At 48.3% G+C, this 23,403-nt stretch carries 21 protein-coding genes and 1 riboswitch; of the genes, 12 read left to right on the top strand and 9 right to left on the bottom strand.

What is annotated here, in order from left to right:
- Positions 1-7: 7 nt before the first annotated feature.
- Positions 8-1,639 (top strand): putative polysaccharide biosynthesis protein, encoded by a 1,632-nt coding sequence (locus ACRRNK_RS17920; protein WP_433944033.1) that lies wholly within the window; start codon positions 8-10, stop codon positions 1,637-1,639.
- Here ACRRNK_RS17920 and ACRRNK_RS17915 read toward each other — a convergent pair.
- Entirely contained in the window at positions 1,636-3,009 is a 1,374-nt protein-coding gene (locus tag ACRRNK_RS17915) for a DUF2515 family protein (RefSeq protein WP_433944032.1), read from the bottom strand. The two genes, ACRRNK_RS17920 and ACRRNK_RS17915, sit on opposite strands and share 4 nt — an antisense overlap.
- Positions 3,010-3,172: 163 nt before the next feature.
- On the opposite strand from ACRRNK_RS17915, the gene ACRRNK_RS17910 reads away from it, so the two are divergent.
- From ACRRNK_RS17910 to ACRRNK_RS17875, 8 genes are all read left to right on the top strand, one after another.
- Positions 3,173-3,538 carry a thioredoxin family protein gene (locus ACRRNK_RS17910; protein WP_433944031.1) on the top strand — a complete coding sequence of 122 codons (366 nt, stop codon included), beginning with the start codon at positions 3,173-3,175 and terminating at the stop codon, positions 3,536-3,538.
- Between the two features lie 167 nt (positions 3,539-3,705).
- Positions 3,706-4,635, top strand: coding sequence for a COX15/CtaA family protein (locus ACRRNK_RS17905; RefSeq protein ID WP_433944030.1), 930 nt, complete (start codon positions 3,706-3,708; stop codon positions 4,633-4,635).
- 131 nt (positions 4,636-4,766) lie between these two features.
- The gene (locus ACRRNK_RS17900; protein ID WP_433944029.1) at positions 4,767-6,533 is read left to right on the top strand and encodes a UbiD family decarboxylase; all 1,767 of its coding nucleotides are present in this window, start codon (positions 4,767-4,769) and stop codon (positions 6,531-6,533) included.
- A gap of 26 nt (positions 6,534-6,559) precedes the next feature.
- Complete coding sequence (locus ACRRNK_RS17895; protein WP_433944028.1) at positions 6,560-7,291, top strand: Cthe_2314 family HEPN domain-containing protein; 732 nt, start codon at positions 6,560-6,562, stop codon at positions 7,289-7,291.
- Positions 7,292-7,381: 90 nt separating this feature from the next.
- Positions 7,382-7,540, top strand: a riboswitch (SAM riboswitch).
- 79 nt (positions 7,541-7,619) lie between these two features.
- Positions 7,620-8,636, top strand: coding sequence for a methionine ABC transporter ATP-binding protein (locus tag ACRRNK_RS17890; protein ID WP_433944027.1), 1,017 nt, complete (start codon positions 7,620-7,622; stop codon positions 8,634-8,636).
- The gene (locus tag ACRRNK_RS17885; RefSeq protein ID WP_433944026.1) at positions 8,636-9,304 is read left to right on the top strand and encodes a methionine ABC transporter permease; all 669 of its coding nucleotides are present in this window, start codon (positions 8,636-8,638) and stop codon (positions 9,302-9,304) included. The genes ACRRNK_RS17890 and ACRRNK_RS17885 overlap by 1 nt, the downstream gene beginning before the upstream one ends.
- Positions 9,305-9,364: 60 nt before the next feature.
- Positions 9,365-10,225, top strand: coding sequence for a MetQ/NlpA family ABC transporter substrate-binding protein (locus ACRRNK_RS17880; RefSeq protein ID WP_433944025.1), 861 nt, complete (start codon positions 9,365-9,367; stop codon positions 10,223-10,225).
- Between the two features lie 440 nt (positions 10,226-10,665).
- Positions 10,666-11,442 (top strand): SDR family oxidoreductase, encoded by a 777-nt coding sequence (locus tag ACRRNK_RS17875; RefSeq protein WP_433944024.1) that lies wholly within the window; start codon positions 10,666-10,668, stop codon positions 11,440-11,442.
- A gap of 133 nt (positions 11,443-11,575) precedes the next feature.
- Here ACRRNK_RS17875 and ACRRNK_RS17870 read toward each other — a convergent pair whose 3' ends face one another.
- The gene (locus ACRRNK_RS17870) at positions 11,576-11,821 is read right to left on the bottom strand and encodes a NifU family protein (RefSeq protein WP_068620113.1); all 246 of its coding nucleotides are present in this window, start codon (positions 11,819-11,821) and stop codon (positions 11,576-11,578) included.
- A gap of 80 nt (positions 11,822-11,901) precedes the next feature.
- On the opposite strand from ACRRNK_RS17870, the gene ACRRNK_RS17865 reads away from it, so the two are divergent.
- The gene (locus ACRRNK_RS17865; protein WP_433944023.1) at positions 11,902-12,156 is read left to right on the top strand and encodes a YuzB family protein; all 255 of its coding nucleotides are present in this window, start codon (positions 11,902-11,904) and stop codon (positions 12,154-12,156) included.
- Positions 12,157-12,249: 93 nt separating this feature from the next.
- Here ACRRNK_RS17865 and ACRRNK_RS17860 read toward each other — a convergent pair whose 3' ends face one another.
- Positions 12,250-14,229, bottom strand: a complete 1,980-nt coding sequence (locus tag ACRRNK_RS17860) for a glycoside hydrolase family 127 protein (protein ID WP_433944022.1) — start codon at positions 14,227-14,229, stop codon at positions 12,250-12,252.
- A 244-nt stretch (positions 14,230-14,473) separates the two neighbouring features.
- Here ACRRNK_RS17860 and ACRRNK_RS17855 point away from each other — a divergent pair, with 244 nt between their 5' ends.
- Entirely contained in the window at positions 14,474-15,346 is an 873-nt protein-coding gene (locus ACRRNK_RS17855) for a helix-turn-helix domain-containing protein (protein WP_433944021.1), read from the top strand.
- Between the two features lie 140 nt (positions 15,347-15,486).
- Here the strand turns inward: ACRRNK_RS17855 and ACRRNK_RS17850 are convergent, their stop codons facing one another.
- Together ACRRNK_RS17850 and mqnE are read right to left on the bottom strand one after the other, a co-directional pair.
- Positions 15,487-16,548: an NAD(P)/FAD-dependent oxidoreductase gene (locus ACRRNK_RS17850; protein WP_433944020.1), complete on the bottom strand. Its 1,062-nt coding sequence runs from the start codon at positions 16,546-16,548 to the stop codon at positions 15,487-15,489.
- Positions 16,549-16,590: 42 nt separating this feature from the next.
- Entirely contained in the window at positions 16,591-17,697 is a 1,107-nt protein-coding gene (mqnE, locus tag ACRRNK_RS17845) for an aminofutalosine synthase MqnE (RefSeq protein ID WP_433944019.1), read from the bottom strand.
- Positions 17,698-18,018: 321 nt separating this feature from the next.
- Here mqnE and ACRRNK_RS17840 point away from each other — a divergent pair, with 321 nt between their 5' ends.
- A complete protein-coding gene (locus tag ACRRNK_RS17840) occupies positions 18,019-18,378 on the top strand; it encodes a HesB/IscA family protein (RefSeq protein ID WP_433944018.1) in 360 nt (119 codons plus the stop codon).
- A 223-nt stretch (positions 18,379-18,601) separates the two neighbouring features.
- Here ACRRNK_RS17840 and ACRRNK_RS17835 read toward each other — a convergent pair whose 3' ends face one another.
- From ACRRNK_RS17835 to ACRRNK_RS17820, 4 genes are all read right to left on the bottom strand, one after another.
- On the bottom strand, positions 18,602-19,942 hold the full coding sequence (locus tag ACRRNK_RS17835; protein WP_433944017.1) for an MFS transporter: 1,341 nt from the start codon (positions 19,940-19,942) through the stop codon (positions 18,602-18,604).
- A 174-nt stretch (positions 19,943-20,116) separates the two neighbouring features.
- Positions 20,117-21,664: a sensor histidine kinase gene (locus ACRRNK_RS17830; protein WP_433944016.1), complete on the bottom strand. Its 1,548-nt coding sequence runs from the start codon at positions 21,662-21,664 to the stop codon at positions 20,117-20,119.
- A gap of 54 nt (positions 21,665-21,718) precedes the next feature.
- On the bottom strand, positions 21,719-22,438 hold the full coding sequence (locus ACRRNK_RS17825) for a hypothetical protein (RefSeq protein ID WP_433944015.1): 720 nt from the start codon (positions 22,436-22,438) through the stop codon (positions 21,719-21,721).
- A 136-nt stretch (positions 22,439-22,574) separates the two neighbouring features.
- Positions 22,575-23,237: a response regulator transcription factor gene (locus tag ACRRNK_RS17820; RefSeq protein WP_433944014.1), complete on the bottom strand. Its 663-nt coding sequence runs from the start codon at positions 23,235-23,237 to the stop codon at positions 22,575-22,577.
- Between the last annotated feature and the right edge of the window lie 166 nt (positions 23,238-23,403).

The raw sequence follows: 23,403 nt of genomic DNA, 5'->3' as shown, positions 1-23,403 counted from the left end.
AATGAGTTTGGCTAAGAAAGAATCTTTTATCAAAGGTACGCTGATCCTGGCCGCAGCCGCATTAGTGGCAAGGGTCCTCGGCCTGGTGCAGCGGGTTCCGCTAGAGCATATTTTCGGAGCGGTCGGCAACGCGTCATATACCGTGGCGAACAATGTATATCTAATGCTGCTGACCGTCGCGACGGCAGGAATCCCGAGCACACTAAGTAAGATGGTCTCGGAACGCTATGCTCTTAAGCGCCCGGGAGAGGCGAACAGGGTCTACAAAGCGGCACTGATCTTCTCCGTGTTTATCGGTGTAATCATGACGGTGCTGCTCTATGTGCTGGCTCCTGTCTATGCGCACTACACAAAACAGCCTGAAGCGACACCTGCGATTCGGGCAATAGCTCCAGCTCTCCTGCTGTTCCCCACCATTGCTATGATGAGAGGCTACTTCCAGGGAAGAGGGAACATGGCCGCTAACGGGATATCCCAAATCATGGAGCAGGTGCTGCGAGTAATCACCGGGATTGGACTTGCCTTCTTCCTGCTTCATGCCAGCTATTCAGATGAATGGGTAGCCGCAGGGGCATCCTTCGGTGGGGTCCTCGGAAGTATATCTGCCTTTGGAATTATGCTGTGGTATTCCATCAAGATGCGCAGAGATGACCGGAAGCTGCAGCTGGAGGATCTGTCCGCAGGGGATGAGCAGATCCCGCTGATGCGTATTTACCGGGACATCTTCAAGCTCTCTATTCCAATTGTTCTCTCATCTCTTGCTGTACCAGCTATTAACTTTATTGACGGAACCCTGGTCAAGCCGCTTCTGATCAATCAGATGGGCAACTTGGCCGCCACGAATACTTTAGGGATTCTTGGGAGCCGGGCTCAGAGTATCGCGGGGATCCCGCCGATTCTGTCCATTGCGCTTAGCGCTTCGCTCCTTCCAGTCATCGCGGCTGCTTTTGCCAGGGGAGACCGCCCGCATCTGGAGCGACAGATCACGCTGGCTATGCGTGTGTCCATCCTTACGGGTATGCCCATTGTAATCATTCTGTGTTCAGCGGCATATTCAGTAAATGGCATGCTCTTCAGCAGCCTGGAAGGCAGCGGGATTATTGGCCTGCTGACTTTGGGAACCATCTTCCAGATCACGATGTCCATCACAAGTTCGATCCTGATCGGACTTGGCAAGGTGAATTTATCGATGGGTCACGTTATTGTCGGGATTATCGTTAAGCTGATCGCCAGCTTCGCGCTGGCAGCTATATTCGGCATCTACGGTATCATCGGTGCCACCGGGATCTGCTTCCTGGTTATTACCCTGCTTAATCTGCGTTCCATGAAACAAATGGTCTCATTTGATATTATGCGCGGACGCTGGACGGGCTTCCTGCTGACCGTGGTCATTCTGTTTGGCGCCGGTTACGGACTGAATTATGTGGGTGATCTGACAACTTCATTCCTGCCTCCAAGAGTCGGCTTCTTCCTGGCCTGCTGCCTGGTAGGTGTGGCTGTTCTGATTCTATATCCTGTAATGCTGGTGCTGCTGCGTGTCGTTCGCAGAGATGAGCTGGGCAGTTACCCACGAGTATTGCAAAAGGTACTTCGGCCGTTGATGAGACTCCAGCGGGAATCAGGCACTTCGGCTCATTAATGGGCCGTGCCCGCAGCATCATGGGCGAACGCCGTCTTAATGATACCCAGCCGATGCTCAAAGCTGATGTCACATAAATAAGGCTGCTGCGGCTTGCTCAGCCCATCCAGTGCGCTGTGGTCCTGCATCCAGTCTTCACGGGAGATCGGCTCATAGCTCGTGTCTCCCCAGGCATCAAGCAGCTGCGGCGCGTACAGGCGCTTGCCTGGTGGAAGATTCCCTTGTTCAAGAAGCTCTGCCCCCTCTAAACCGGTGGTCAGGGCTTCTTCTTTGTTCGGGGTGAAGAGCCCCGGCCAATAATCTGCCCGGGAACCGGTATGGGGGATACGCGAGGCGAAGGCTTCAGTTCCTTTACGCAAGGAGGTCAAGCCGAAGAGCAGGGCGTACAGACTTTTTCCGAATGTAATGCGCGCGGTGAGGCTTGAGAAGTCACCAAGAATCCGACCCGCAAGCCGAGGAATATGACCATTCGGACATAGCGATTCAGAGCCGGATTGTTCCGCGTCAGATTTAATCAGCATATCCTCCTCCTCTAGCAGAGGGAAGATAATCTGATTGAGGCCGGCCCAGCTGTGGAGATGGAAACTGGCTTTATCGGTTACACGGTTCTGAAAATACGGGTGTCTGACGACCCTTTTCTCAATATAATTCTGTTCGTTGATAATCAGCCCCACAGCAAGCAGGGCGCTGCCCCTCTCCAGCCAGAAGCGTTCCCAGAAAGGCTGCATGAAGCGGGATACGTGGAAATGAGGAAGCAGGTAAAAAAGGCTTGAGCCGATCTCCCGGCTCTTCATATACAGAAGGAGCTGCGGATAAGCGTCCTGGAATATAAGTGCGTTGCACCTTTCCAGAAAGCGGTACGTGGACTCCTTACTTGTCTCGCTGAGCAGAGGATACATCTGACCCCCGCGCAGATCACTCATATTCCAGCCCGCATTGCGGGATACCATATGAGCCAGGAAGGACCAGTGAAGCTCAGGATAAGCCTGGTAACATTTAAGATAGGCTTCAGTCCGGGTCAGATTGCTGACATTGCTGCGGCTGACCAATTCCTCAATTTCCTGGATAATCTCCTTGTCTGCCGGGGTCAATCCATCAGGAAGATGAGATACAGCAAGATGTTCATCCAAGTTCCTGCCCTGACTTCCTCGGCGAAGCAGGTCTTCAATTTCTGTATAGACGGTCCGGGCCGAAGCCTCATTCCAATCTAGGCTAACCCGCTCCTCCCGAAGACGTGATGAACCGGCAATTCCCGCTGTCTTGCTCTTCACGACCTCACTTACCATGGAAGGGAAAGTGAACAGCATTTCTTTGAGTACGGCAGCAAGGCCGGGGGATTTGGAGCCATCCGGGTGAAGAGGCTCATTCATGAAGATTCCTCTCTTTCGCTTAGGGTGCGTTCGTCAATCTGAAACAGATAGGTGATATTTTCGTTACAAAGCAGATTTTAGTCACATTATGGCCTAAAAGTTTGACTTCCACTCTTCATTTTGATTGACTAAGAGAGATAACTAGAGGAAAGGAATGAAGCTCATGAAAGAAGTAACATCTGCAGGTGCGTTCACGGTTGAAACACAGTCCAGTAATTTGGTCGTTGCCGTCTTCAAAGCTGACTGGTGCGGTGATTGCAAATTTATCGATCCATTTATGCCTGAAGTTGAGGAGAAATACGGGGATCGCATTACGTTTCTCCAGGTGGATGTAGATAAGGTTGGAGACGTGAGTCAAGAGCAGAACATTCTAGGAATTCCGAGCTTCGTTGCCTATACCGATGGTCGCGAGCTGGTCAGATTCGTCAATAAAGCGCGTAAATCCCGCGAAGAGATTGAGGACTTCCTGAGCAAAGCCCTGGATGTATACCGCACACTTCACGACACAGCGGAACGCAAGGAGAATTAAATCGCAGTAATCATTGTCACAGGCGCCATCCTTAAAAGGGGTGGCGCCGTCCTTATGATTTGAACATTTTGTCACAAGTGACTTATGATATGTACGTACTCATCGGTTATAATGAAAGAGCAGTTCCGAATTGCCTAAATTAAATTAATATAGCAGGTGAGGAAATCTTGAATACCAAACGTCTAAAATGGCTCAGTTATGCCTCCAGTTTTGTAATGCTGATGGCTACCCTGGGCGGAACCGCAGTAACCAAGCTGGATGCGGGCCTTGGCTGCGGCCGGGAATGGCCGCTGTGTAACGGGAAGTTCGTTCCCGCGCATACGTTGTCGTCGCTGATCGAATGGTCGCACCGGGCAGTTAGCGGGGCTGCGGGGCTATTTGCACTCGCTGCATTTGTTGCTTTTATGCTCTACCGCAAGGAACGTCGTGATTTGAGGCTGTATGCACTGTTCGCACTGATCTTCGTTGTGGTCCAAGCGATCATGGGGGCTTTTGCGGTCGTGTTCTCTCAATCTTCTGCCGTTATGGCTCTTCACTTCGGGTTCTCGCTGATTGCCTTTGCCAGCTCATTGATGCTCGCGCTCGGAATGCGGGAGCAGGAACGGGAAGAAGCCAACATGCCGAAGCTTCCATCCAGCCCTGTAAGCAAAACATTTCGCAACTTGGTGTGGTTCGCGACATGTTATACTTATATCGTTGTGTATCTAGGAGCTTATGTCAGTCATACGAATTCAGCCGGAGGCTGCAGCGGCTGGCCGCTCTGTAACGGGCAAGTAATTCCCGAGCTTACTGGTGGTGTGGCTATCGCGTTCATTCACCGTCTGGGCGCCATGACCCTGTTCATTGTCATCGGGATTCTTGGTCACTTTGCTTATCGGAAGCATCCGGGCAACAAGGAGATCAGATCACTGGGAGTTGCAGCGACTGTGCTTGTAATCGTTCAAATTTTCACAGGTGCTTTCCTCGTCATGAACCTTACGAATCCGCGGATGTATATCTTCGCTTCCTTGTCACACATCTTCGTGCTGTCCTGCTTGTTCGGCGTACTTAGTTATATGAGCATCAGAACCTGGCTGCTCAGCAGGACGAAGGAATAGCGGATATAAGTGCTCTACAGTAAAGTAAGTAAAAGTAATAGGCCTTGATCTAAAGCTCCGCATTTGCTGCGGAGCTTTACATAAGTTTAGGAGCAGAAGAATCGCTTTAATTATTAGAGGAGGTATGGTCTATGGGTTACAGGAACTTAAGGCAGTGGATTGAGGCTCTTCGCAAGGACAAGCAGCTGGCTGTTGTGGATGCGCCGGTTGATCCTTATCTGGAGCTTGCCGAGATTCACCGCCGGGTTATCGAAGAGGGAGGACCGGCCCTATTGTTCACCAATGTGAAAGGAACACCCTTCCCGGTCGTTACCAACCTGTTTGGTACTCCGCGCCGTGTAGAAATGGCTTTCGGACCGAGGCCGGAGGAGCTGGCGAACCGTCTGGTTGGGGCGATGAACACCCTGCTCCCACCAACTCCCAAAGCGCTGTGGAATGAGCGCGGACTAATTCGGGAAGTGTTAAAGGTAGGTATGAAGACAGTACCCAAGGGCGAGGCGCCGATTCTTCAGGTATGCCGGACGGATCGTCCGCTTGCGGATCTGCCCAAAGTGACAAGCTGGCAGGAAGACGGAGGTCCGTTTGTGACCTTGCCGCTGGTATATACCGAGAATCCCGTTCAAACCAAGGATAATAACTTGGGCATGTACCGGATTCAGGTGTACGATGACCAGACCACAGGGGTTCACTGGCAGATTCAGAAAGGCGGCGGTTTCCACTATCATGAAGCGGAGAAGCGTGGAGAGGCACTCCCGGTATCCGTATTTCTCGGTGGCCCTCCAGCCCTGATAGCCGGTGCGATCGCACCGGTACCGGAGCATGTGTCTGAGCTGCTCGTGACCTCCTTCATTCTAGGGGAAAAGCTGCCTATGGCGGTGAATCCGATGGGCGGCCACCGAATTCCGGCAGAAGCCGAATTTGCGATTCAAGGCTTCGTCCCTCCGCATGAGCGGCGACTTGAAGGGCCTTTCGGTGACCACTTCGGTTATTATTCTCTTCAGCATGAGTTCCCTGTGCTTAAGGTCAGCCATATGTGGCATCGTAAGGATGCGATCTATCCGGCAACCATTGTGGGTAAGCCGCGTCAGGAAGATTATTATATCGGTGACTTCCTGCAAAAGCTTCTCTCTCCGGCATTTCCGGTAGTTATGCCAAGTGTCCGGTCTCTATGGACCTATTCCGAGAGCGGCTTCCATGCCTTGGCCTCCGCAGTCGTCCGGGAGAGCTACTCACGGGAAGCCTTGGTTGCCGGATTCCGGATTCTCGGTGAAGGCCAGCTGTCTTTGACTAAATTCTTAATGCTTACGAATGTTTCTGTTGATTTGGCGGATATCAAAATCACGCTGAAGACCATCTTGGAACGGTTCAATCCGCAGACGGACTTATTTATATTTAACAAGACTTCTAATGATACGCTTGATTATACTGGACTTAAGCTGAATCACGGCAGCAAAGCGATTCTTATCGGCGTGGGTGATCCCGTTCGAGAGCTGCCACGGGAATACACAGAAGGTGAAATTGCCGAAATCGATGAAATTGCCGTATTCCACGATGGATGCCTTGTGGTATCCGGTGCTGCGTATGAACAGGAACCGGAGCTTCCGATCAGGCTTTTGGCCCGGCTCAGGGAGAAGAGAACGGCTTGGCCGCTTGTTGTTCTGGTTGATCATGCGGAGGAAGTGGCGAAGAGCTCCAACGCGTTCACTTGGACTGTCTTCACCCGGTTCAATCCCGCTTCGGATATGTATGCGGATGCGGAGATCCGGCAGCATCACCTGGCTTACAGCCTTCCCATTGTGATTGATGCCCGGATGAAGCCTGGCTATCCGGATGAGCTGTTCCCTCGTGAGGATATTGTGAAGCTGGTGGATCAGCGCTGGAAGAGTTATTTTGCATAAAATGTGAGTAGAAAGGGGGGGAGCCTATGCTGCGCAGCCTGCTGGGAGAACCGCCTCGGAAGAATGAGGGATTGTTCGCGGACACGCTTGAAGCCATGGAACGTACTGCTGGGCTGTTCCGGAATGCAATGGACATGCACCTTGAACAGAAGCAGGATTATTTCAAGCTTCAGGTGTGGACTTACGGGCTGATTTCATCGATTGACGAATTGGAGCAGTGTACGTATGCGGCTGCATTCTTCCGCAGGGCGGTACATACCAGGTTGATGAATGATATGGGCTCTGAGGAGAAGGGGGACTATGCTCGCTATGTGTATTTCTACAAAGACGGGTTTATCCGGGTCTTCTCCCTGCTGGATAAGCTGGGTACCCTCCTTAATGAGCTGTATGAACTGAACACCGCCAAAGTTAAGCCGCATTATTCTTATTTTACGGTGCTTCGCCAATTCCAGTATCTCAAAGTACATCGTGATCTTGGGAATAAGCTGACGTCCATTTATGAGGGGCGCAAAGATTATGTCTCCCGCCTGCGCCGTAGACGGAATATGGAGATTCACTATATGAATGCGGAGATGCAGGATGATCTGTGGCATAAGCATCAAGCGATGCAGGGCAGGCTTGAAGTAGAGAACCTTGACGAGCATCTGGCAGACCTTACAGAAAGCTACCAAATGGTGCTTGAATCGCTTCACACGGCCTTTAAATATACCCTATTTTATATAAGCAACCAATCAAATCGGAATAATATGCAAAAATGAATAAATTGTCTTTGACAAACGGTATAAAAGCCACTATACTGAGTATCAGTTTCAGAAAAGATTTCAATTTAGGAATGAAAAATTTCATATTTCTTATCAAGAGTGGCGGAGGGACAGGCCCGATGAAGCCCGGCAACCGATTTGTGCACAATTCAATCAAGTTCAGGTAGAGCCTGTTGAATTGAGCTAAAATGACATGGTGCTAAATCCTTCAGAAGCGTATTTTGTTACGATTCTGGCAGATGAGAAGGTACAATCTCAATTACGAGAGCCCTACAATTCTGCTGAGGGCTCTTTTCTTTTTGCGATATAGAGGAGGATCGAAGTTTTGATTGAGCTAAAACAATTGACTAAGACGTACGGCACGAAGAAGAAGTCCACAACGGCGCTCTCGAAGCTGAATCTTGAAGTTCAAAAGGGTGAAATCTTCGGCGTAATCGGTCATTCGGGCGCAGGGAAGAGCACGCTGATTCGCTGTATTAACCTGCTGGAACGTCCTACTTCAGGCGAGGTATGGGTGAATGGAGTTAACCTGACCGCACTGGGTAAAAGTGAGCTTCAGAAGCATCGCCGCAAAATCGGCATGATCTTTCAGCACTTTAACCTTCTGTCATCAGCAACCGTGTATGACAATATCGCTTTTCCGTTGACACTGACGAACACGCCTAAAGCGGACATCAAGAAGAAGGTCAGCGAGCTTCTAGCACTGGTCGGACTAGAGGATCATAAGAACAAGTATCCTGCTCAGTTATCGGGCGGACAGAAGCAGCGGGTAGGTATCGCAAGGGCTTTGGCGAGTGACCCGGATGTACTGCTCTGTGATGAAGCCACCTCGGCGCTCGATCCGCAGACAACGGATTCCATTCTCAGATTGCTGCTGGATATTAACCAGAAGTTTAATCTTACAATTATGTTGATTACTCACGAAATGCATGTCATTCAGAGTGTGTGTGACCGGGTCGCGGTCATTCACGCGGGCGGAATTGTGGAACAGGGGCCAGTAACCGAAGTGTTCCTGAAGCCGAAGCATCAGGTAACCCGGGAATTCATCAACCGGGAGACAACTGGGGCGGAAGCCCTTAAGCTCGCGCTGTCCACTACTAACTCTGAATCTTCCAGACAGGTAAAGATCACGTTCCTGGGAGCTCAGACTTACGACTCTTTGCTCTCACAAATTGTTCGTGAGACAGGTGTGAATTTTGCCATCCTTCAGGGAACTATATCCACTATCAAGGATATGCCGTATGGGCAGCTTCTGGTCTCGTTTGAAGGCGATCCTTCAAATATCCACCGGACAATCACCTTGCTGCAAGAACGGAATCTAGATGTGGAGGTGATGAACTAATGTGGGGACTTGATTTCTCAATGGTTGACTGGGAAGAGATGGGCCAGGCTGCGATAGATACACTCAAGATGCTCGGCGCATCGGCACTATTAACTTTTATTATAGGCCTTCCGCTTGGTGTACTTCTGTTCATCACTGCGCGATCCAATTCCGCTCTGCTGAGGTTCATATACAGAATTCTATCGTTTATCGTTAATATTCTGCGCTCCGTACCTTTCGTCATCCTTATCGTGGCGTTGATTCCGATTACCCGCTCTATCTTCGGGGTATCCATTGGGGTTGAGGGAACTATTCCGCCGTTGGTTATAGGCGCAGCTCCTTTCTTCGCGAGGCTTGTTGAGACAGCGAAGCGCGAAGTGGACCGCGGTGTGATTGAGGCAGCTACCTCAATGGGAGCGTCTACGTTCCAGATTATCCGCAAGGTCCTGCTGCCTGAGTCGATGCCGGGTCTGATTGCCGGGATGACGATAACGGTTGTTACGCTGGTCTCTTATACCGCGATGGCGGGTATGGTCGGCGGCGGCGGTCTCGGGGACTTGGCTATCCGCTATGGATATCAGCGGTATGAGAAGGAAGTTATGATCGTGGCGGTTGTTCTAATGATCGTACTCGTTCAGCTCCTTCAGATGATTGGCGACCGTCTAGTGGCACATTTTACAAGGAAATAAGGAAAGTCTATATATATAAATCATAATCCTTATTCAAAAAAACATATTGGAGGTCTGGAAATGAAAAAATGGTCAACAGCTTTTCTACTACTCACACTCGTACTGGTACTTGCGGCTTGCGGCAGCAAACCACAAGAGACTAGCCAGGGATCTTCGGATACAAGCAGCAAAGGTTCTGCTACAACTGAAACTACAACAGAACCAGTTAAACTTGTCGTAGGGGCAACTGCAGTTCCTCATGCTGAAATTCTTAACTTCATCAAACCAAAGTTGAAAGAAGAAGGCGTGGATCTGGAAGTTAAAGAATTCACGGATTACGTGCTTCCAAACACTCAATTATTCGAGAAACAATTGGATGCGAACTTCTTCCAGCACCAGCCATACCTTGACGATCAGAACAAGAAGAATAACTTCAACCTTGTAAGTGTGGTTGGCGTTCACGTTGAGCCATTTGGCGCTTACTCCAAGAAATACAAGACTAAAGACGAAATTCCTAACGGTGCAAAAGTAGCTATCCCTAACGATGCTACCAACGGTGGACGCGCACTTCTGCTTCTTGCTAAGAATGGCCTGATCACGCTGAAAGACGGCGTGGGAATCAATGCAACCGTGAAGGATATTGCCAGCAATCCGAAGAACCTACAGTTCAAAGAGCTTGAAGCCGCAATGCTGCCACGTGTGCTTGACGAGGTAGATCTGGCACTGATCAACACGAACTATGCGCTTGAAGCGAAGCTGGTTCCAACTAAAGATGCGCTCTTTATCGAAGATAAAGAATCACCTTACACCAACATTCTGGTTGCCCGTCCTGACAACAAGGATTCTGAAGCTATCCAGAAGCTCGCTAAAGCCCTCACATCCCCTGATGTGAAGAAGTTTATTGAAGACAAGTATCAAGGCTCAATTGTTCCTGCGTTTTAAGCAGGAAAATTGAGCCAAGGAGCAATTGTCCCTGCGTTTTAAGCAGTGAAATTGTGCAAGGTGCAATTGTCCCTGCATTTTAAGCAGTGAAATTGTGCAAGGTGCAATTATCCCAGCGTTCTAAGCAGGGCGATTGTGCGAATCCAAGAGCAGTTCCTTCTTTTGAGGAACTGCTTTTTTTGTGCTGCTGTATAAGATGAACTTAAGAATTACCCATAGGCAAGCGTGTGAAATGATTCTGAAGAAGCGTAGCGATCGTAAGAACATTTCACATGGCTGCCTAACGTGTAAATCAATAATTCAACTTATATAGCTGCTTTACATTCTGAATGTATTCAGATTAGCTCATCAAGTTGTGAGGAGGGAGTAAATCTTTTATACTTGAAGTGAACTACAGTATGAGATAAGGTTGACGCCTTGTTGGGAGAGGGGATCCGCTTTTGAAAGGTAAAATTGCTCTGATAACAGGAAGTGCTAAAGGATTAGGGAAGAAGACGGCACTCACCTTGGCGGATCAAGGCTGTCACATCGCTCTGAATTACGTACACAGCAAAGTTGAAGCACTTGAGCTTCAAGGAGTCATCAGCGATAAAGGTGTCCGCTGTATTGCGGTTCAGGCGGATGTAGCGAGTTCACAGGACATAGCCAGGCTGGTCTCGGAGGTAGAGAGTCAGCTGGGTACAATAGATATTTTGGTTAATAATGCGGGCCCATTTATTCGGGAACGGCGATTATTTGCGGAATACAGCAGGGAAGAAATTCTATCTTTAATTGAGGGCAATCTGGTTGGGCCTATGCTGCTGGATCATATGGTGCTTGAGGGAATGCGGAAGAAGAATTGGGGACGAATTATCCACTTTGGATTTGGTCATGCTGCTGAATCCCGTGCTTGGCCTCACAGGGCAGCATATGCCGCTGCGAAGACAGGGCTTGTGTCGTTCACCAAGACGCTTGCGGTGGAGGAAGCTCCTTACGGGATCACAGTCAATATGATCTGTCCCGGAGATATCCGGGGTGTGAATAAGGAGAAATCAATCGCCGAGGTCAGTGGAGAGGCGGATGGGGAGACCCCCCGGGGCAGACCGGGCAGCGGGGAGGATATCTCTCGCGTGATTGCTTTTCTGTGCCAGCCCGAGTCCGATTTCATTACCGGAAATATCATGGATATTTCAGGAGGACTTGATCCGATCCGCCCCTGGATCAAACCATCGACTTAAATCTAGACTTTGCAGCATTCTGCAATGAAAAGAAAAGAGTCCTGGCTAACCGGTATACCGGGTGACCAGGACTCTTACTGAAAGTGCCAGCCCGAAGGCTGGCTGCTATGAAGATATAGCTTATGTGTATAAATTAAAATACTTGTACAACTTCTTGAACGCCTTCGACTTCTTCAAACAAAGCGCGTTCGATCCCTGCTTTAAGCGTGATTGTAGAACTTGGGCAGCTGCCGCAAGCACCCACTAATTTAAGTTTGACGATGCCATCCTCCACGTCAACGAGTTCGACGTCACCGCCGTCGCGCTGCAGGAAAGGGCGAAGTTTATCAAGCACTTCCAGAACTTCATCATACAAAGTATCTTGTGCATTTTGGCTCATATTTCTCAACTCCTTTCTTATATATTATATTACAAACGATATGAAATTTAAATGGCATTAGTAAAGCGAGGCATACCCGAATGAGACCGATTATAGAATTTTGTGTTAACAATATGCATTTTGGCACCGACGAAGTCATGGAGAAGCTCGAGCAGAATCCCGATTATGATGTCCTGGAATATGGATGCCTGACCCATTGCGGGGAATGCTTCCTGGCTCCGTTTGCCCTGGTGAACGGGGAATACGTAGAAGCTGAAAGCGCTGAGCTGCTGTACGAACGTATTATGGACAAAATCAAAGAAATAGATGCCTGGTCCGAGCTTGATTTGGATTAAAAAAGATCGGGGAAACCATTGAACTGTAACCCGCAAGAAGGACACTTTACTAAATTGTCCTTCTTGCGGGTTTTTGAATTTTATTCACAAATGCTATCCCTCGCATACCGGGAGCCATACACTCATTTCGCCGCGTCCACGATTGCCCCAAAGGTAATACGGAATGGCTGTAATGCGAACAGCTTCGCTACGCGGAGGTTCTGTACGGTAAAGTAACGAATCCTCCCAATCGTCGGCCGAGACTCGGAAGCCGTTCGTCTCCACAGCGATGCTTCCGAGGGGGAGGTCTTCCAACGACCGTTCCTTAAAGCCTGCCTGGCGGTTCAATTGAAGCGAGGCAATCAGATCTCCGTTGTCCACGCTTTCGACGCAATAGACAAGCGGCCCGCGCTGGATGACGGCCTTGTGCGCATCGGCACGCACCCGCGGATTGGCATAGACCAACTGTGTCTCGACACTTAGATCAACTTCAATAATGTCACCAGGATTCCAAACCTGATCGAGCATGACATAACCACTATGGAGCCCAGAGAACTTCGTCAACGTACCATTGATCGAGATCTTCATCTCTGAGCACCACCCTGGCTGCCGAAGAGCGAGTGCAAATTTCGCTTGGCGTTCGGGTTTCAATTCAAAGCGGACTTTACCCCCATGCGGTACGTCTGATTGTTGTCTAATGCTGACGGATGTACCGCCCAGCTCAGTCGTCAGTTCACTGCCGATGTACAGATTAACGTACAGCGTGTTGGTTCGCTGTGTATAAACGTAACGATTGAGCGACATTAGCAGGCGAACAACGTTCGGTGGGCAGCATGCGCAGCCGAACCAGGCCTGACGCTCGGCTTTGACATGTTGGCGTCCTGGATTGTGCGAGCAGGCCTGTGGCCATACTTCAAGCGGATTAACATAGAAATAGTGGCGTCCGTCCTGAGCCATGGAACCGATTACATTATTGTAAAGTGCGCGTTCCATCACGTCCGCATATTCACCATTAGGTTCAATCCTGAGCATACGCTGTGCAAAGAAGATGAGGCCGATCGAAGCGCAGGTCTCCGCATACACCGTATCGTTCGGAAGATCATAATCAAAGGTGAATGCTTCCCCGTGATGAGTAGAGCCGATCCCTCCGGTTATATACATCTGCTTCTGCACGACATTGCCCCACAGCCTGCGGCAGGCTGCGAGTAATTCTTCGTCTCCGGTCAGACCAGCAAGATCAGCCATTGCCGTATACATATACACCGCGCGGACAGCGTGTCCGACAGCTTCAGTCTGTTCACGCACCGGCTTATGGGCTTGCAAGTATGAAAGATCGATCCGGTCTGCAGGTAGCGGATTGAAATGTCCTTGGCGGCCTCGTCCTTCCCACTCATTGCGTAGATAGTTCGGTTCGGTGCCGCGTTCGTTGATAAAGAAAGCAGCAAGCTTTAGATACTTCTCTTCGCCTGTCAGCTCGTACAGTTTAACTAGCGCCAGTTCAATTTCCTGATGGCCGTCGTAGCCGTGCAGTTGGTTGTCGCCAGGTCCAAAAACCGAGTCGATATGGTCAGCCATCCGGCGCATGACTCCGAGTAACTTATCCTTGCCTGTCGCTTGATAATAAGACACAGCTGCTTCAATCATATGGCCCGCGCAGTACAGTTCGTGACAGTCGGTCAGGTTGGTCCATCGTTTGCCGGGTTCCTTGATTGTAAAATATGTGTTGAGATAGCCATCAGGTTGCTGTGCCTCGGCGATTAGATCGATAAGCTCGTCAGCACGGCGCTCCAGGTCGGGATTGGGCCGGATTTGGAGCGAATAACCAACAGCTTCAAGCCATTTCGCGAGGTCGCTGTCTTGAAATACCCAACCGTGGAACTCGCCTTCCACTCGGCCGGCGGCGATCTCAAAGTTGCGGACAGCCCCGCTCGGTTCAGCGTTCACCGCCTGATCGTGAAGTACGTCATACTGATAAGGAATGATAACATCATTGGCAAGCTCTAAATAGCGCGACCAGAATTCGTCACGCAGGTATACGGTGCCTGGTATAGAGCCATAATCAATGCTCGATTTGTTACTAGTGATTGGATTCATTAGGTTCTCTTCCCTTCGAGATGATGGACAGTCATTCAGAGCCGGAGAATCCGGCGAAATGCGTGATTTCATCCTGGTACAATCCCATTATATTCTGTAGAATTGAGGGGTGTTAGCTATAGAATCCCCCGATTTTTTGTCCGATTTCACACTCAATTCGGGGCGAAGGTAGATCATGAATCACAATCATGTACAGCGGTGATCAGGTACGTGCAATAGAGTTAAAGAGGAGGAGAGATTAAGCATGGAGACAGCACAGACATATATACATCTGGCTGCGCCGCCTTTTCCCTATTTCATGGAATGCGGTAGAACCGTCTACGCTCCGGGCGAAAGCCATCCTAACCGCAGGGATATAACAGTATTTGATTTAATTCTAGTAGAGACGGGGAAACTATTCATTGGTGAAGAGGAGAAGCGTTGGGAGGTGAGTGCGGGAGAGACAATACTGCTGCTGCCAGACCGATATCATTATTCAGTCAAGCCCTGCGAAGAAGAGACACGGTTTCTGTGGATTCATTTCCGGACGATAGGGGAATGGATCGCTGCAGAAGGTGAACCCGTATTTGCCGATCGAGACCAACACATCTCCCGTTTCGGTACATTGCCTGTAACCATTCGGCTACCTCAATTCGGTAAGTTACCCGTGTCATCACGGGGAGGAGGGGAAGGCGAGCGGTTGCTTCAGTTAGAGAAGCGGCCTCGATTAAGTGCTGTATGGGAAAGACAACGAATCTTCGAAGAACTGCTGCGCTCACTCGATGTACAGAAGCGTGATCCGTCTGGCAGCCCGGCAGCGCTGGTCGCCGAGCGGACTGAGAGTTATATTCGTGCCCATTATATGGAGCCGCTGACGAGCCCCTTATTATCGGAAGAGCTTCATTTTCACTATAACTATCTGACCCGCTGCATGAAGCGGGTGTACGGATTGACACCAATGGAATACTTGGCGGATTGCAGATTGGAGCAAGCCCGGTTACTGCTACTCCGCACGGAGCAGCCTATTTCGGTTATAGCGGAACAGGTTGGTTTTGAGACTGCCCCGTACTTTTCGCGCCGCTTTGCGGAACGCTTTGGCGTTTCACCAATACGATTCAGACAGCGGCATTCACGCTAAATACTTTTCGGGGGCATTAATATTTATTAACAGTGTGGATTATCTCCTGGCGCCTCCAATGGACATAAAAAAGATGACTTCTGATAAATTCAGAAGCCATCTTAAAGCAGTATCATCTTACAGCGACTTTCTCCCCTTGATTATCCGAAATGATGCTTGGACATCCAGAGCACACCGCTCTTCAGAATCCGCGGTACCCGGCCCATAACCTGGCGTTTGCCCATGAGGCCGAAGCCCGCTTTTTTGCCGAGAGAACCGAGAGTACCTTTCAGCTTGATTGGAGACAGACGCGGAGTCTCCCCGCGCCATAGCGCCAGCGCGATGTGAGCAATCTGCTCACCTTGACCTTCGGCAGCTTGACCGCTAGGGGCGAAGGGAAGGCTGGCACAGTCCCCGCATACATACACTTCCGGATGCTCAGGAATCTGATAATATTCATTAAGCAGGACACGTCCCTGATGATCTTTGGGAACATCCAGCTTTTGTACAATTTCAACAGGCTGAATGCCTGCCGTCCAGACCGTGGCATCTGAAATAATGTCATCTCCGGTAGTGTGAATCACGCCGGGTTCAAGGGAAGTAATCGAAATATGAGACAGGGTCTCCACATCATGCTCGTGGAACCACTTCTCAACGTAAGCAGACATTTTCGGCGGGAAAGCCGAAAGCACACGTGAGCCCCGGTCTATAAGAGCGATATTCAGGTCCGGCCGGCTCTCTCTGAGTTCTGCTGCAATTTCAACGCCGCTCAGACCTCCGCCAACGATATTTACACGGCCATATGGCTTGGTGTCATTAAGTATACGGTATGTCTCACGAACAGCGCTCATGGTCTGAATCGTACAGGCGTATTCCTCAGCTCCAGGAATTCCGTGGAAGCGGTCTGTACACCCAAGAGCAATAACGAGCTGATCATAATAAACTGGGTCATCGTTCTCCATGATCACTTTTTTGTTCTCGAGGTCAACAGAAGAGACTTCTCCGTATTTCATATTCAAATTCTGGTGGACGGGGAAGGGAACACGCAGTTCTACATCCGAGGCTGTACCGGCCGCGAGTGCATAGTATTCCGTCTTCATTGTTTGATAAGGCATCCGGTCGATCATAGTAAGTCGAATATCGCTTGGCATATTTCCTTTTAGCAGCGTATTGGCTATTGTGACACCGCCGTAACCTCCACCCAGGATAACAAAATGTTTCATGTTTTATCGGTTCCTTTCTTCTCCAGCTCGTTATATTCTGTTCTATTCGAATACTTCAATCTCATTGTAAAAAGTATCTCTTTCAACGGGAATTCGCCCTGCGCCCTTCACGAGCCAGATCAATTCCTTGCGGGTCAATCCTTCAGGCGTATTCGCTCCAGCGGCGTGGCTGATCTTTTCCTTGAGAATTGTGCCATGAACATCGGAGGCCCCGAAGCTCAGAGAGACCTGGGTCAACTGGGTACCAATATTAATAAAATAAGCTTTAATGTGCTGAATATTGTCCAGCATCAACCGGCTGATGGCAATGGTCTTAAGGTCTTCATAAGCCGAGTTGCGCCGCATAATGCTGGCATTCTTGCTTTTCGGCTGCATGGAAAGTGGGATAAATACCATAAATCCGTTCGTCTCATCCTGAAGATCACGAATCTGAATCATGTGGCGAATACGGTCCTCATGGCTTTCAATCGATCCGTACAGCATAGTTGTACCCGTTCTGATACCGAGCTTGTGAGCGGTGCGGTGTACTTCCAGGTAGCGGTCTACGTTTGCTTTATCGACCTTCATTTTCTCCCGGTACTGATCGGATAAGATCTCAGCGCCCCCGCCAGTTAGGGACTGTAATCCGGCTTTTTGAAGCTCCTGAAGAACTTCTGTAATGCTCAGGCCGCTAATCCGGGTGAAGAAGTCGATCTCTGCAGCGGTATAGGCTTTAAGAGCAACCTCGGGGAAACGCTCGTGTAGAGCTTGAAGTGAATCCACATAATATTGAAAAGGGACATGGTTATTATGCCCGCCCACAATATGAAATTCACGGATACCCGGGTGAATGTGCTGTTCCACATATTCAACCATTTCTGGACCTGACAGGGTGTAGGAGCCTTCTTCTCCCTGATCTTTACGGAAGTTGCAGAAAGCACAATAGGACTCACACACATTGGTGAAATACAGACTCATATTTTCGATAAAATAGACCTTCTTGCCGTTCTTCTTGAGGTTAACTTCATTCGCAAGCTGACCGATCGTAAGCAGATCGTCGCTTTCATACAAATATACCCCATCTTCAAGGGTTAGCCGCTCACCGCGGCGTACCTTTTCAATAATCTCAGCCATTCTCTGGTCTGTGTGAGGAGTTGCAGTTACTAACATAGGAATATCCTCCAATCTAGGTCGGTGAATCTTGTGTATAACCTTATGCCTGATGGCTATAAATAACGTCTTAATCTTAGACGCTTTGCTGAGTTACAGCGGGAAACTATCATTGTGAAATTTAGAACAGGTTATCGGATAATAAGGCCTTAAGTGTTGTTGTCAAAATTGTGACAAACGAATGCATCCATACCATTATAAACCTCACTTTCTATTCGGGCAATAAGTATAGTCGATAATAGCTGCAGGAGAACATCCCTTGAGGGGAGGTACAATGTGGAGTATAATTGGGGGAGGTAAGGATAAGGAGGGATTTACACAATGATTAATATCACTGATGCAGCAGTTGCTCAAATAAAAGAAATGCTCTCACAGCAGGAAACACCTAATATGTTCCTTCGTCTTGGTGTACAGCCAGGAGGATGCAGCGGCTTCTCATATGGAATGGGATTTGATGATGAGGAATCCGATGCCGATGTTTTTATGGAAGTAGGAGGACTTAAGGTAGTTGTCGAGAAGGACAGTCTGAAGTACTTGAACGGACTGGAAATCGATTATGAAGCCTCGGGCATGTCCGGTGGATTCTCCATCCATAACCCGAACGCCATTGCTACTTGTGGATGTGGCTCAAGCTTCCGTACTCGTGACGATGCGGGACAGCCTGCACCGGAGCAGTGCTAAGAGTTGCTGTGATGCGGGAAATGCGGATTATTCAGTAAAAAGAGCTGTCCGCAACCTTAAAACGGAATAGTAACAACCCTGATAACATGCTCTTTATGCTTAAGAACCATATGTGGCTTGTAAAAAGTATGACCTCTATAGCGGGATAGCAGCGAAGCTATCCGTTATAGAGGTCTTTTGTGTCACTAAACAACAAGTCATCGCATGACTAATGGGCCGGTAATTATCGTCCTTTTGCAGAGACAAGTACAATTGCCATACTTGCCAGTGATAACGCAGCACTGGTAATAAACAATGGGGAGAAACCATTGGTAAAGTTCGCAATGAATACCCCGGCTAACGCTGGCCCTACAGTGGATCCGAGGGAACGAAAGAGACTTAGATATCCAACGGCCATCCCTGTATCGGAAGGCTCAACGGCTTGCAGCATTAAGACATTTAATGGAGATCCAATGATGATCCCAATACCCAAGCCCATAAGTATAATCGTCAAGATCAGCAGAACGATGGACTGCATTCCTAATATCAAGAACACGGCACCGATTAGAGCCAGTCCAAATCCGGCCATTAGTGCTCGTCTAGCGCCTAAACGATCTGTTAGCATCCCTCCGATCAAGGATGCCGCCATAGAAGCTATAGCAAGCGGCGTTGCTGCAAATCCAGAGCTCCCCTTAGCTAGGCCAAGATTCATTTCAGCGAAGAGTGGGATAAAATTGACTGCCGTGGCCATGACAAAACCAGATGCGGCAGAGGCAAGCAACAGGGCAAGCGTTCTGGAACGCGTGAAATATTTAACTTTCATAATAGGGTCTGGATGCTTCTTCTCAACGAGCAGCAACAGCGGTATACAAATCACCCCGAGTGCAATGAGCCAGAAATTCTGAAGTCTTATACCGAGCATCACAGCAAGAATCAATAAGGTTAACAGCGTGATTCCAAGAACATCAATTGGCTTGACCACGCGAGTCTGGTTGGGCTTGTACTTCGCTATCAGCAAAAGGATCAACGCACATACCGGGATATTGACCAAAAAAATCCACTTCCAGCTTGCGGTTGCAATGATAAATCCTCCTACCGTTGGTCCAAGTATTGACCCAAGTCCGAATGCTACGCCAATCCACCCCATTGCCTTATCTCTATGTTCCGGAGGATAAGACATTGCAATTTGAGCTGCCGTTATAGGGAATATTCCCCCTGAGCCAATCGCCTGTACCGCTCTTCCAAGCAGAAAAACGATGAAGTTTGGCGCAAAAGCAGCAATAAGCGAACCGATACCGAACATTATGATTCCGAATAGGAATGCCTGCTTGCGTCCTACACGATCAGACATCTTACCAATCACCGGGATGCTGACTGCAAAAATAAGGGTGTAAACGGTGAAGCTCCAAACTCCCCATGATGCTGAAATATTGAAAGTGTTCATAATGGAGCTTAGTGCTGGCCCCACGATACCGTGATCCAATGCACCCATGAAGATTCCTAGTAAGAACGTAAACGTCACCAGGGTTCGGGATACCACATCGGTCTGCGATAATGGATTACTCAGGTTAACTCTTGATTCCATGCCTTTCAATCCCCTCCTCAAATCGTACTTGTAATATCTTTGCTTATACTACACCGCTGATTTAATAGCGTCACCGAAATTCCTACTGCTATTTACCGCAAACTCCTTGCGGAAGGGTGGTGTTAGCAAAAATATATGAACTTGGCGGATGGATCGTGGTTAAAGTCAATGGAATCAGTGCTTATAAGGAATCTGGAGATCCAGGCTGAATCCCTCTCCGGGTCCAGTTGTCAGGTTCATGGTTCCATCCAGGCTTGCTATCCGTTCCTGAATTCCCCATAGCCCCATATGTGTAAACGACGATTTTAGCTTATTCATATCCATTCCTACACCATCATCCCGGTAGCTTAGTTCAATCACATTTGTAAGGTTTCGAATACGCAATACGATCGTTGTTGCGTCAATTGCGTGCTTACTCGCATTTTGGAGAAGCTCCTGGACAATCCGATATAAGGTCAACACCTGATGTTCATCCAATTGAGCCTTAAATTCCTTCGTGTCGAACTCGATATTAAAGTTGGTGCGAAGTTTGACTTGGGTGAGCAGATTCTGAATCGCTTCAACCATCCCGATTTCTTTCAAGAACGGAGGCCGAAGCTCATTACAGATCTCCCTGATTTGTCCGGCGACATCAAGTATCGTCTCCTTTACGAATTCAAGCTCATCCCGGATCGGCTTCTCAAGATTAGCCCGCGACAATAGGGTCTCCAATCTCTTATAAAGAAGAAGCTGGTCCTGCAGGGCTGAATCATGGAGATCCGCACCAAGCCTTTTTCGTTCGTTCTCGGATATCGAGAACAGAAGTCTGAGCAACCAGGCTGGTGTCTGATTGGGTGATGCGATGTTTTTCTCGAACTCACCCATAAAGTCTTCGGACAACTGCAGATTTACATAGAGCAAAGTGGCATAGTTCAGCAGATTAGTAAGCCAGTTAAGCTCACCAGGATTTAACCGTGTCTGATTGTATTTGCTGCCGAACCATAATACCTGATACCGGCCGTTGCTGACACCATATAATAAGCAAGTACCCGCCCCTACGGGTATAAAGCGACCCGGTTCTGGATGATCAAGGACAGCGGTGCAAATCTCCTGCAAAGTCTCGTAGTCCGGGCGTGAACCCTGGCTGATCTTTAACTCGTGTGAATTATCGGTACACTCAACAATTGTTATTGAGCTTACCTTCAATACGGTTTCAATTTCCTTGATTAGCGTATTCTCTAGCTCTATAACACTCATAACCTTGGACAGCCTCCTCATTAGGTCGAGTGGCTGTTCGTGTGAGAATGGGTTCGTCTTAATTACACGACGGTGCTGGGACTTTTTGAAGTCTTTAATATATAGGAACACGACAATCGAGATGTAGATTATAAGGAAAGACTGAATCCATTTGATCCCTGAATGTTCGGGTCCTTGCATGATCAATACAAGCAATCCGATAATAAGTAGCGATGGCCAAAGCGCCATAAGTCCATAGTAACGCAGCCGATAGAGCACAAAATGGATATCGATGATTTCTTTAACTTTCATGAGATAGAAGCAAATGACCGGAATACATAGAAGCGAGAAAGTCGCCAGTTCACTTTGAATAATGTATGTACCGAAAAGAACGGATGGCAAAGCATATAAGAATATGAACGGAAAAAATGCAGCGATCTGACCCACTAAAATAAAGGTATGGAGAAGACGTTCCCGGCCTGAGCAGCGAATATAATTGATGCTCATTGCTGCAAAGGCAAGTGCTTGAAAAAGTAGAAATGTAACTAAAACCAGATTACGTCACAAATTGTGGGAGACTTGATCCAGTAAGTTGGTGAGTACGAATAACGACTGGAACAACAGCCACCCCGCAACTAAAGTATAACCAAATCTAATTGTTATAAAAGGAAAGTAGGTTTCCTTCTGGCGCTGAGCAAAGAAAACGAATAAAAAATGCAGGAGGAATACCGGAACTGAGACCAGCAAGGGACGGACCATGATAAGGCTAAGCAGTTCAGCTCTCGACGAGGCCGCAGCGCAGAGAACACTCAGACCAACAGATAAAGAAAAAGCGATGAGAAGCCGGGTATCGACGTCTTCTTTCCGGCTTTGATAGGCCCGCCAGCTGAGGAGGAATAAGACCAGAAAGATAGTAAATGGAGCAAGTATATGCGTACTGAACGTACTAGCGGAATCAAAAGGAGGAATTTTCAATCGAATTAAGTTTCCATTGCGTTCAAGAAGTAGTTCATCTGCCATATCAATGTGTTCCGTTTTTATAATCAAAGGGTTATGCTCCGGGGAGACTCCGTCAACCTCTCTGACTGTATCGCCTATCTTTACCTTTCCGACTGTCCATGCCGAAGAATCAGGCTCTTTTGTAATAACAAATACACCAGCTTTTGTCTGCTCTATACTAAGCCCTAGATATGGATATCTAAGACCAATAAATGTGAAATACAAGGCTAAAACAAATACAAGAAGCATGATGAGATATCCACTGCGAATTCGTAAGTACATATACCCTCCACCTAAATTGCCCTAAGTTTCCCATAAATAGTATCACGGGAAATTTTAATGAGAAATGAAAAAAAAGGAAAAAAACCCAATTCTCTAAGGAATTAGGGTTGCAAATTTACTTTCATTAACAGGCTGCTTATAAAAGCTCAGAGTTTTTTATCAAACCATACTTTTTGGCCTCGGCAATAGCTTCGAATCTGGAGCGTACATGCAGCTTCTCAAAGATACGAGACAAGTGATACTCGACATTACGCTGGCTCATGAATAACAGTTCAGCGATTTCCTTGTTACTTTTACCAAGCGAAATCTCCTGCAATATGGTTTGTTCTCTTTGAGTGATTGAGGTTAATTCCGGGAGCCCTGAGTGGTCAGCTATAGGCAAGACGACATCACTCCTCCGAAGCTGCTTTAACAACGCCGTTGGAAGAATCGACTCGCCTTGCAGCGCAAAACGAATCGATTGCACGAGGTACTCCCAGGAAGAGGCTTTGCTTATGAAGCCACTTACCCCAGCTTCAATCAGAATATTAAAGTTGGGCAAAATATCATACCCCGTATAGATTAAAATGTTCGCATGAGGATGAATCTCTATGATCCTGCGTGTAAGTTCTAGACCGCTAATTATCGGCATGTGAAGATCAAAGAGCATAATGGAGAACCTTTCGCCAGCTTGTATAAGCGCGATCGCATCCATCCCAGACTGGACGGCGGTTACCGACATATCTGGCTCCTCTTCAAGTCTAAATTTGGTACCATCCCTGGCTGAGGGATGATCGTCAACCAATAAAATACGAATCATGGTATTTCCCTACTTCCCGTCGAGCCTATAATAACTTATCGATATGGTAGCATACCACTTGCCGGGTGACCACGAAAACTGTATTTCGGCAGACCGTAAACTTCTTTCGGTCTGGGAAGAAAGAACAGACAGCCATAAATGACATAAATATATCATTTCTTATTTC

Source organism: Paenibacillus sp. SN-8-1 (genome assembly GCF_050995535.1).
In the GTDB taxonomy this organism is placed as follows: domain Bacteria; phylum Bacillota; class Bacilli; order Paenibacillales; family Paenibacillaceae; genus Fontibacillus.
The sequence above is the reverse complement of the archived record's forward strand: the minus strand, read 5'-3'. Positions and strand labels throughout refer to the sequence as shown.

Bases quoted from the DNA above. Each gene is read 5' to 3' on its own strand.
- ACRRNK_RS17915 (WP_433944032.1), bottom strand. From the start codon at position 3,009: ATGAATGAGCCTCTTCACCCGGATGGCTCCAAATCCCCCGGCCTTGCT.
- ACRRNK_RS17910 (WP_433944031.1), top strand. From the start codon at position 3,173: ATGAAAGAAGTAACATCTGCAGGTGCGTTCACGGTTGAAACACAGTCC.
- ACRRNK_RS17900 (WP_433944029.1), top strand. From the start codon at position 4,767: ATGGGTTACAGGAACTTAAGGCAGTGGATTGAGGCTCTTCGCAAGGAC.
- ACRRNK_RS17895 (WP_433944028.1), top strand. From the start codon at position 6,560: ATGCTGCGCAGCCTGCTGGGAGAACCGCCTCGGAAGAATGAGGGATTG.
- ACRRNK_RS17885 (WP_433944026.1), top strand. From the start codon at position 8,636: ATGTGGGGACTTGATTTCTCAATGGTTGACTGGGAAGAGATGGGCCAG.
- ACRRNK_RS17880 (WP_433944025.1), top strand. From the start codon at position 9,365: ATGAAAAAATGGTCAACAGCTTTTCTACTACTCACACTCGTACTGGTA.
- ACRRNK_RS17870 (WP_068620113.1), bottom strand. From the start codon at position 11,821: ATGAGCCAAAATGCACAAGATACTTTGTATGATGAAGTTCTGGAAGTG.
- ACRRNK_RS17865 (WP_433944023.1), top strand. From the start codon at position 11,902: ATGAGACCGATTATAGAATTTTGTGTTAACAATATGCATTTTGGCACC.
- ACRRNK_RS17860 (WP_433944022.1), bottom strand. From the start codon at position 14,229: ATGAATCCAATCACTAGTAACAAATCGAGCATTGATTATGGCTCTATA.
- ACRRNK_RS17855 (WP_433944021.1), top strand. From the start codon at position 14,474: ATGGAGACAGCACAGACATATATACATCTGGCTGCGCCGCCTTTTCCC.
- ACRRNK_RS17850 (WP_433944020.1), bottom strand. From the start codon at position 16,548: ATGAAACATTTTGTTATCCTGGGTGGAGGTTACGGCGGTGTCACAATA.
- mqnE (WP_433944019.1), bottom strand. From the start codon at position 17,697: ATGTTAGTAACTGCAACTCCTCACACAGACCAGAGAATGGCTGAGATT.
- ACRRNK_RS17840 (WP_433944018.1), top strand. From the start codon at position 18,019: ATGATTAATATCACTGATGCAGCAGTTGCTCAAATAAAAGAAATGCTC.
- ACRRNK_RS17835 (WP_433944017.1), bottom strand. From the start codon at position 19,942: ATGGAATCAAGAGTTAACCTGAGTAATCCATTATCGCAGACCGATGTG.
- ACRRNK_RS17830 (WP_433944016.1), bottom strand. From the start codon at position 21,664: ATGAGCATCAATTATATTCGCTGCTCAGGCCGGGAACGTCTTCTCCAT.
- ACRRNK_RS17825 (WP_433944015.1), bottom strand. From the start codon at position 22,438: ATGTACTTACGAATTCGCAGTGGATATCTCATCATGCTTCTTGTATTT.
- ACRRNK_RS17820 (WP_433944014.1), bottom strand. From the start codon at position 23,237: ATGATTCGTATTTTATTGGTTGACGATCATCCCTCAGCCAGGGATGGT.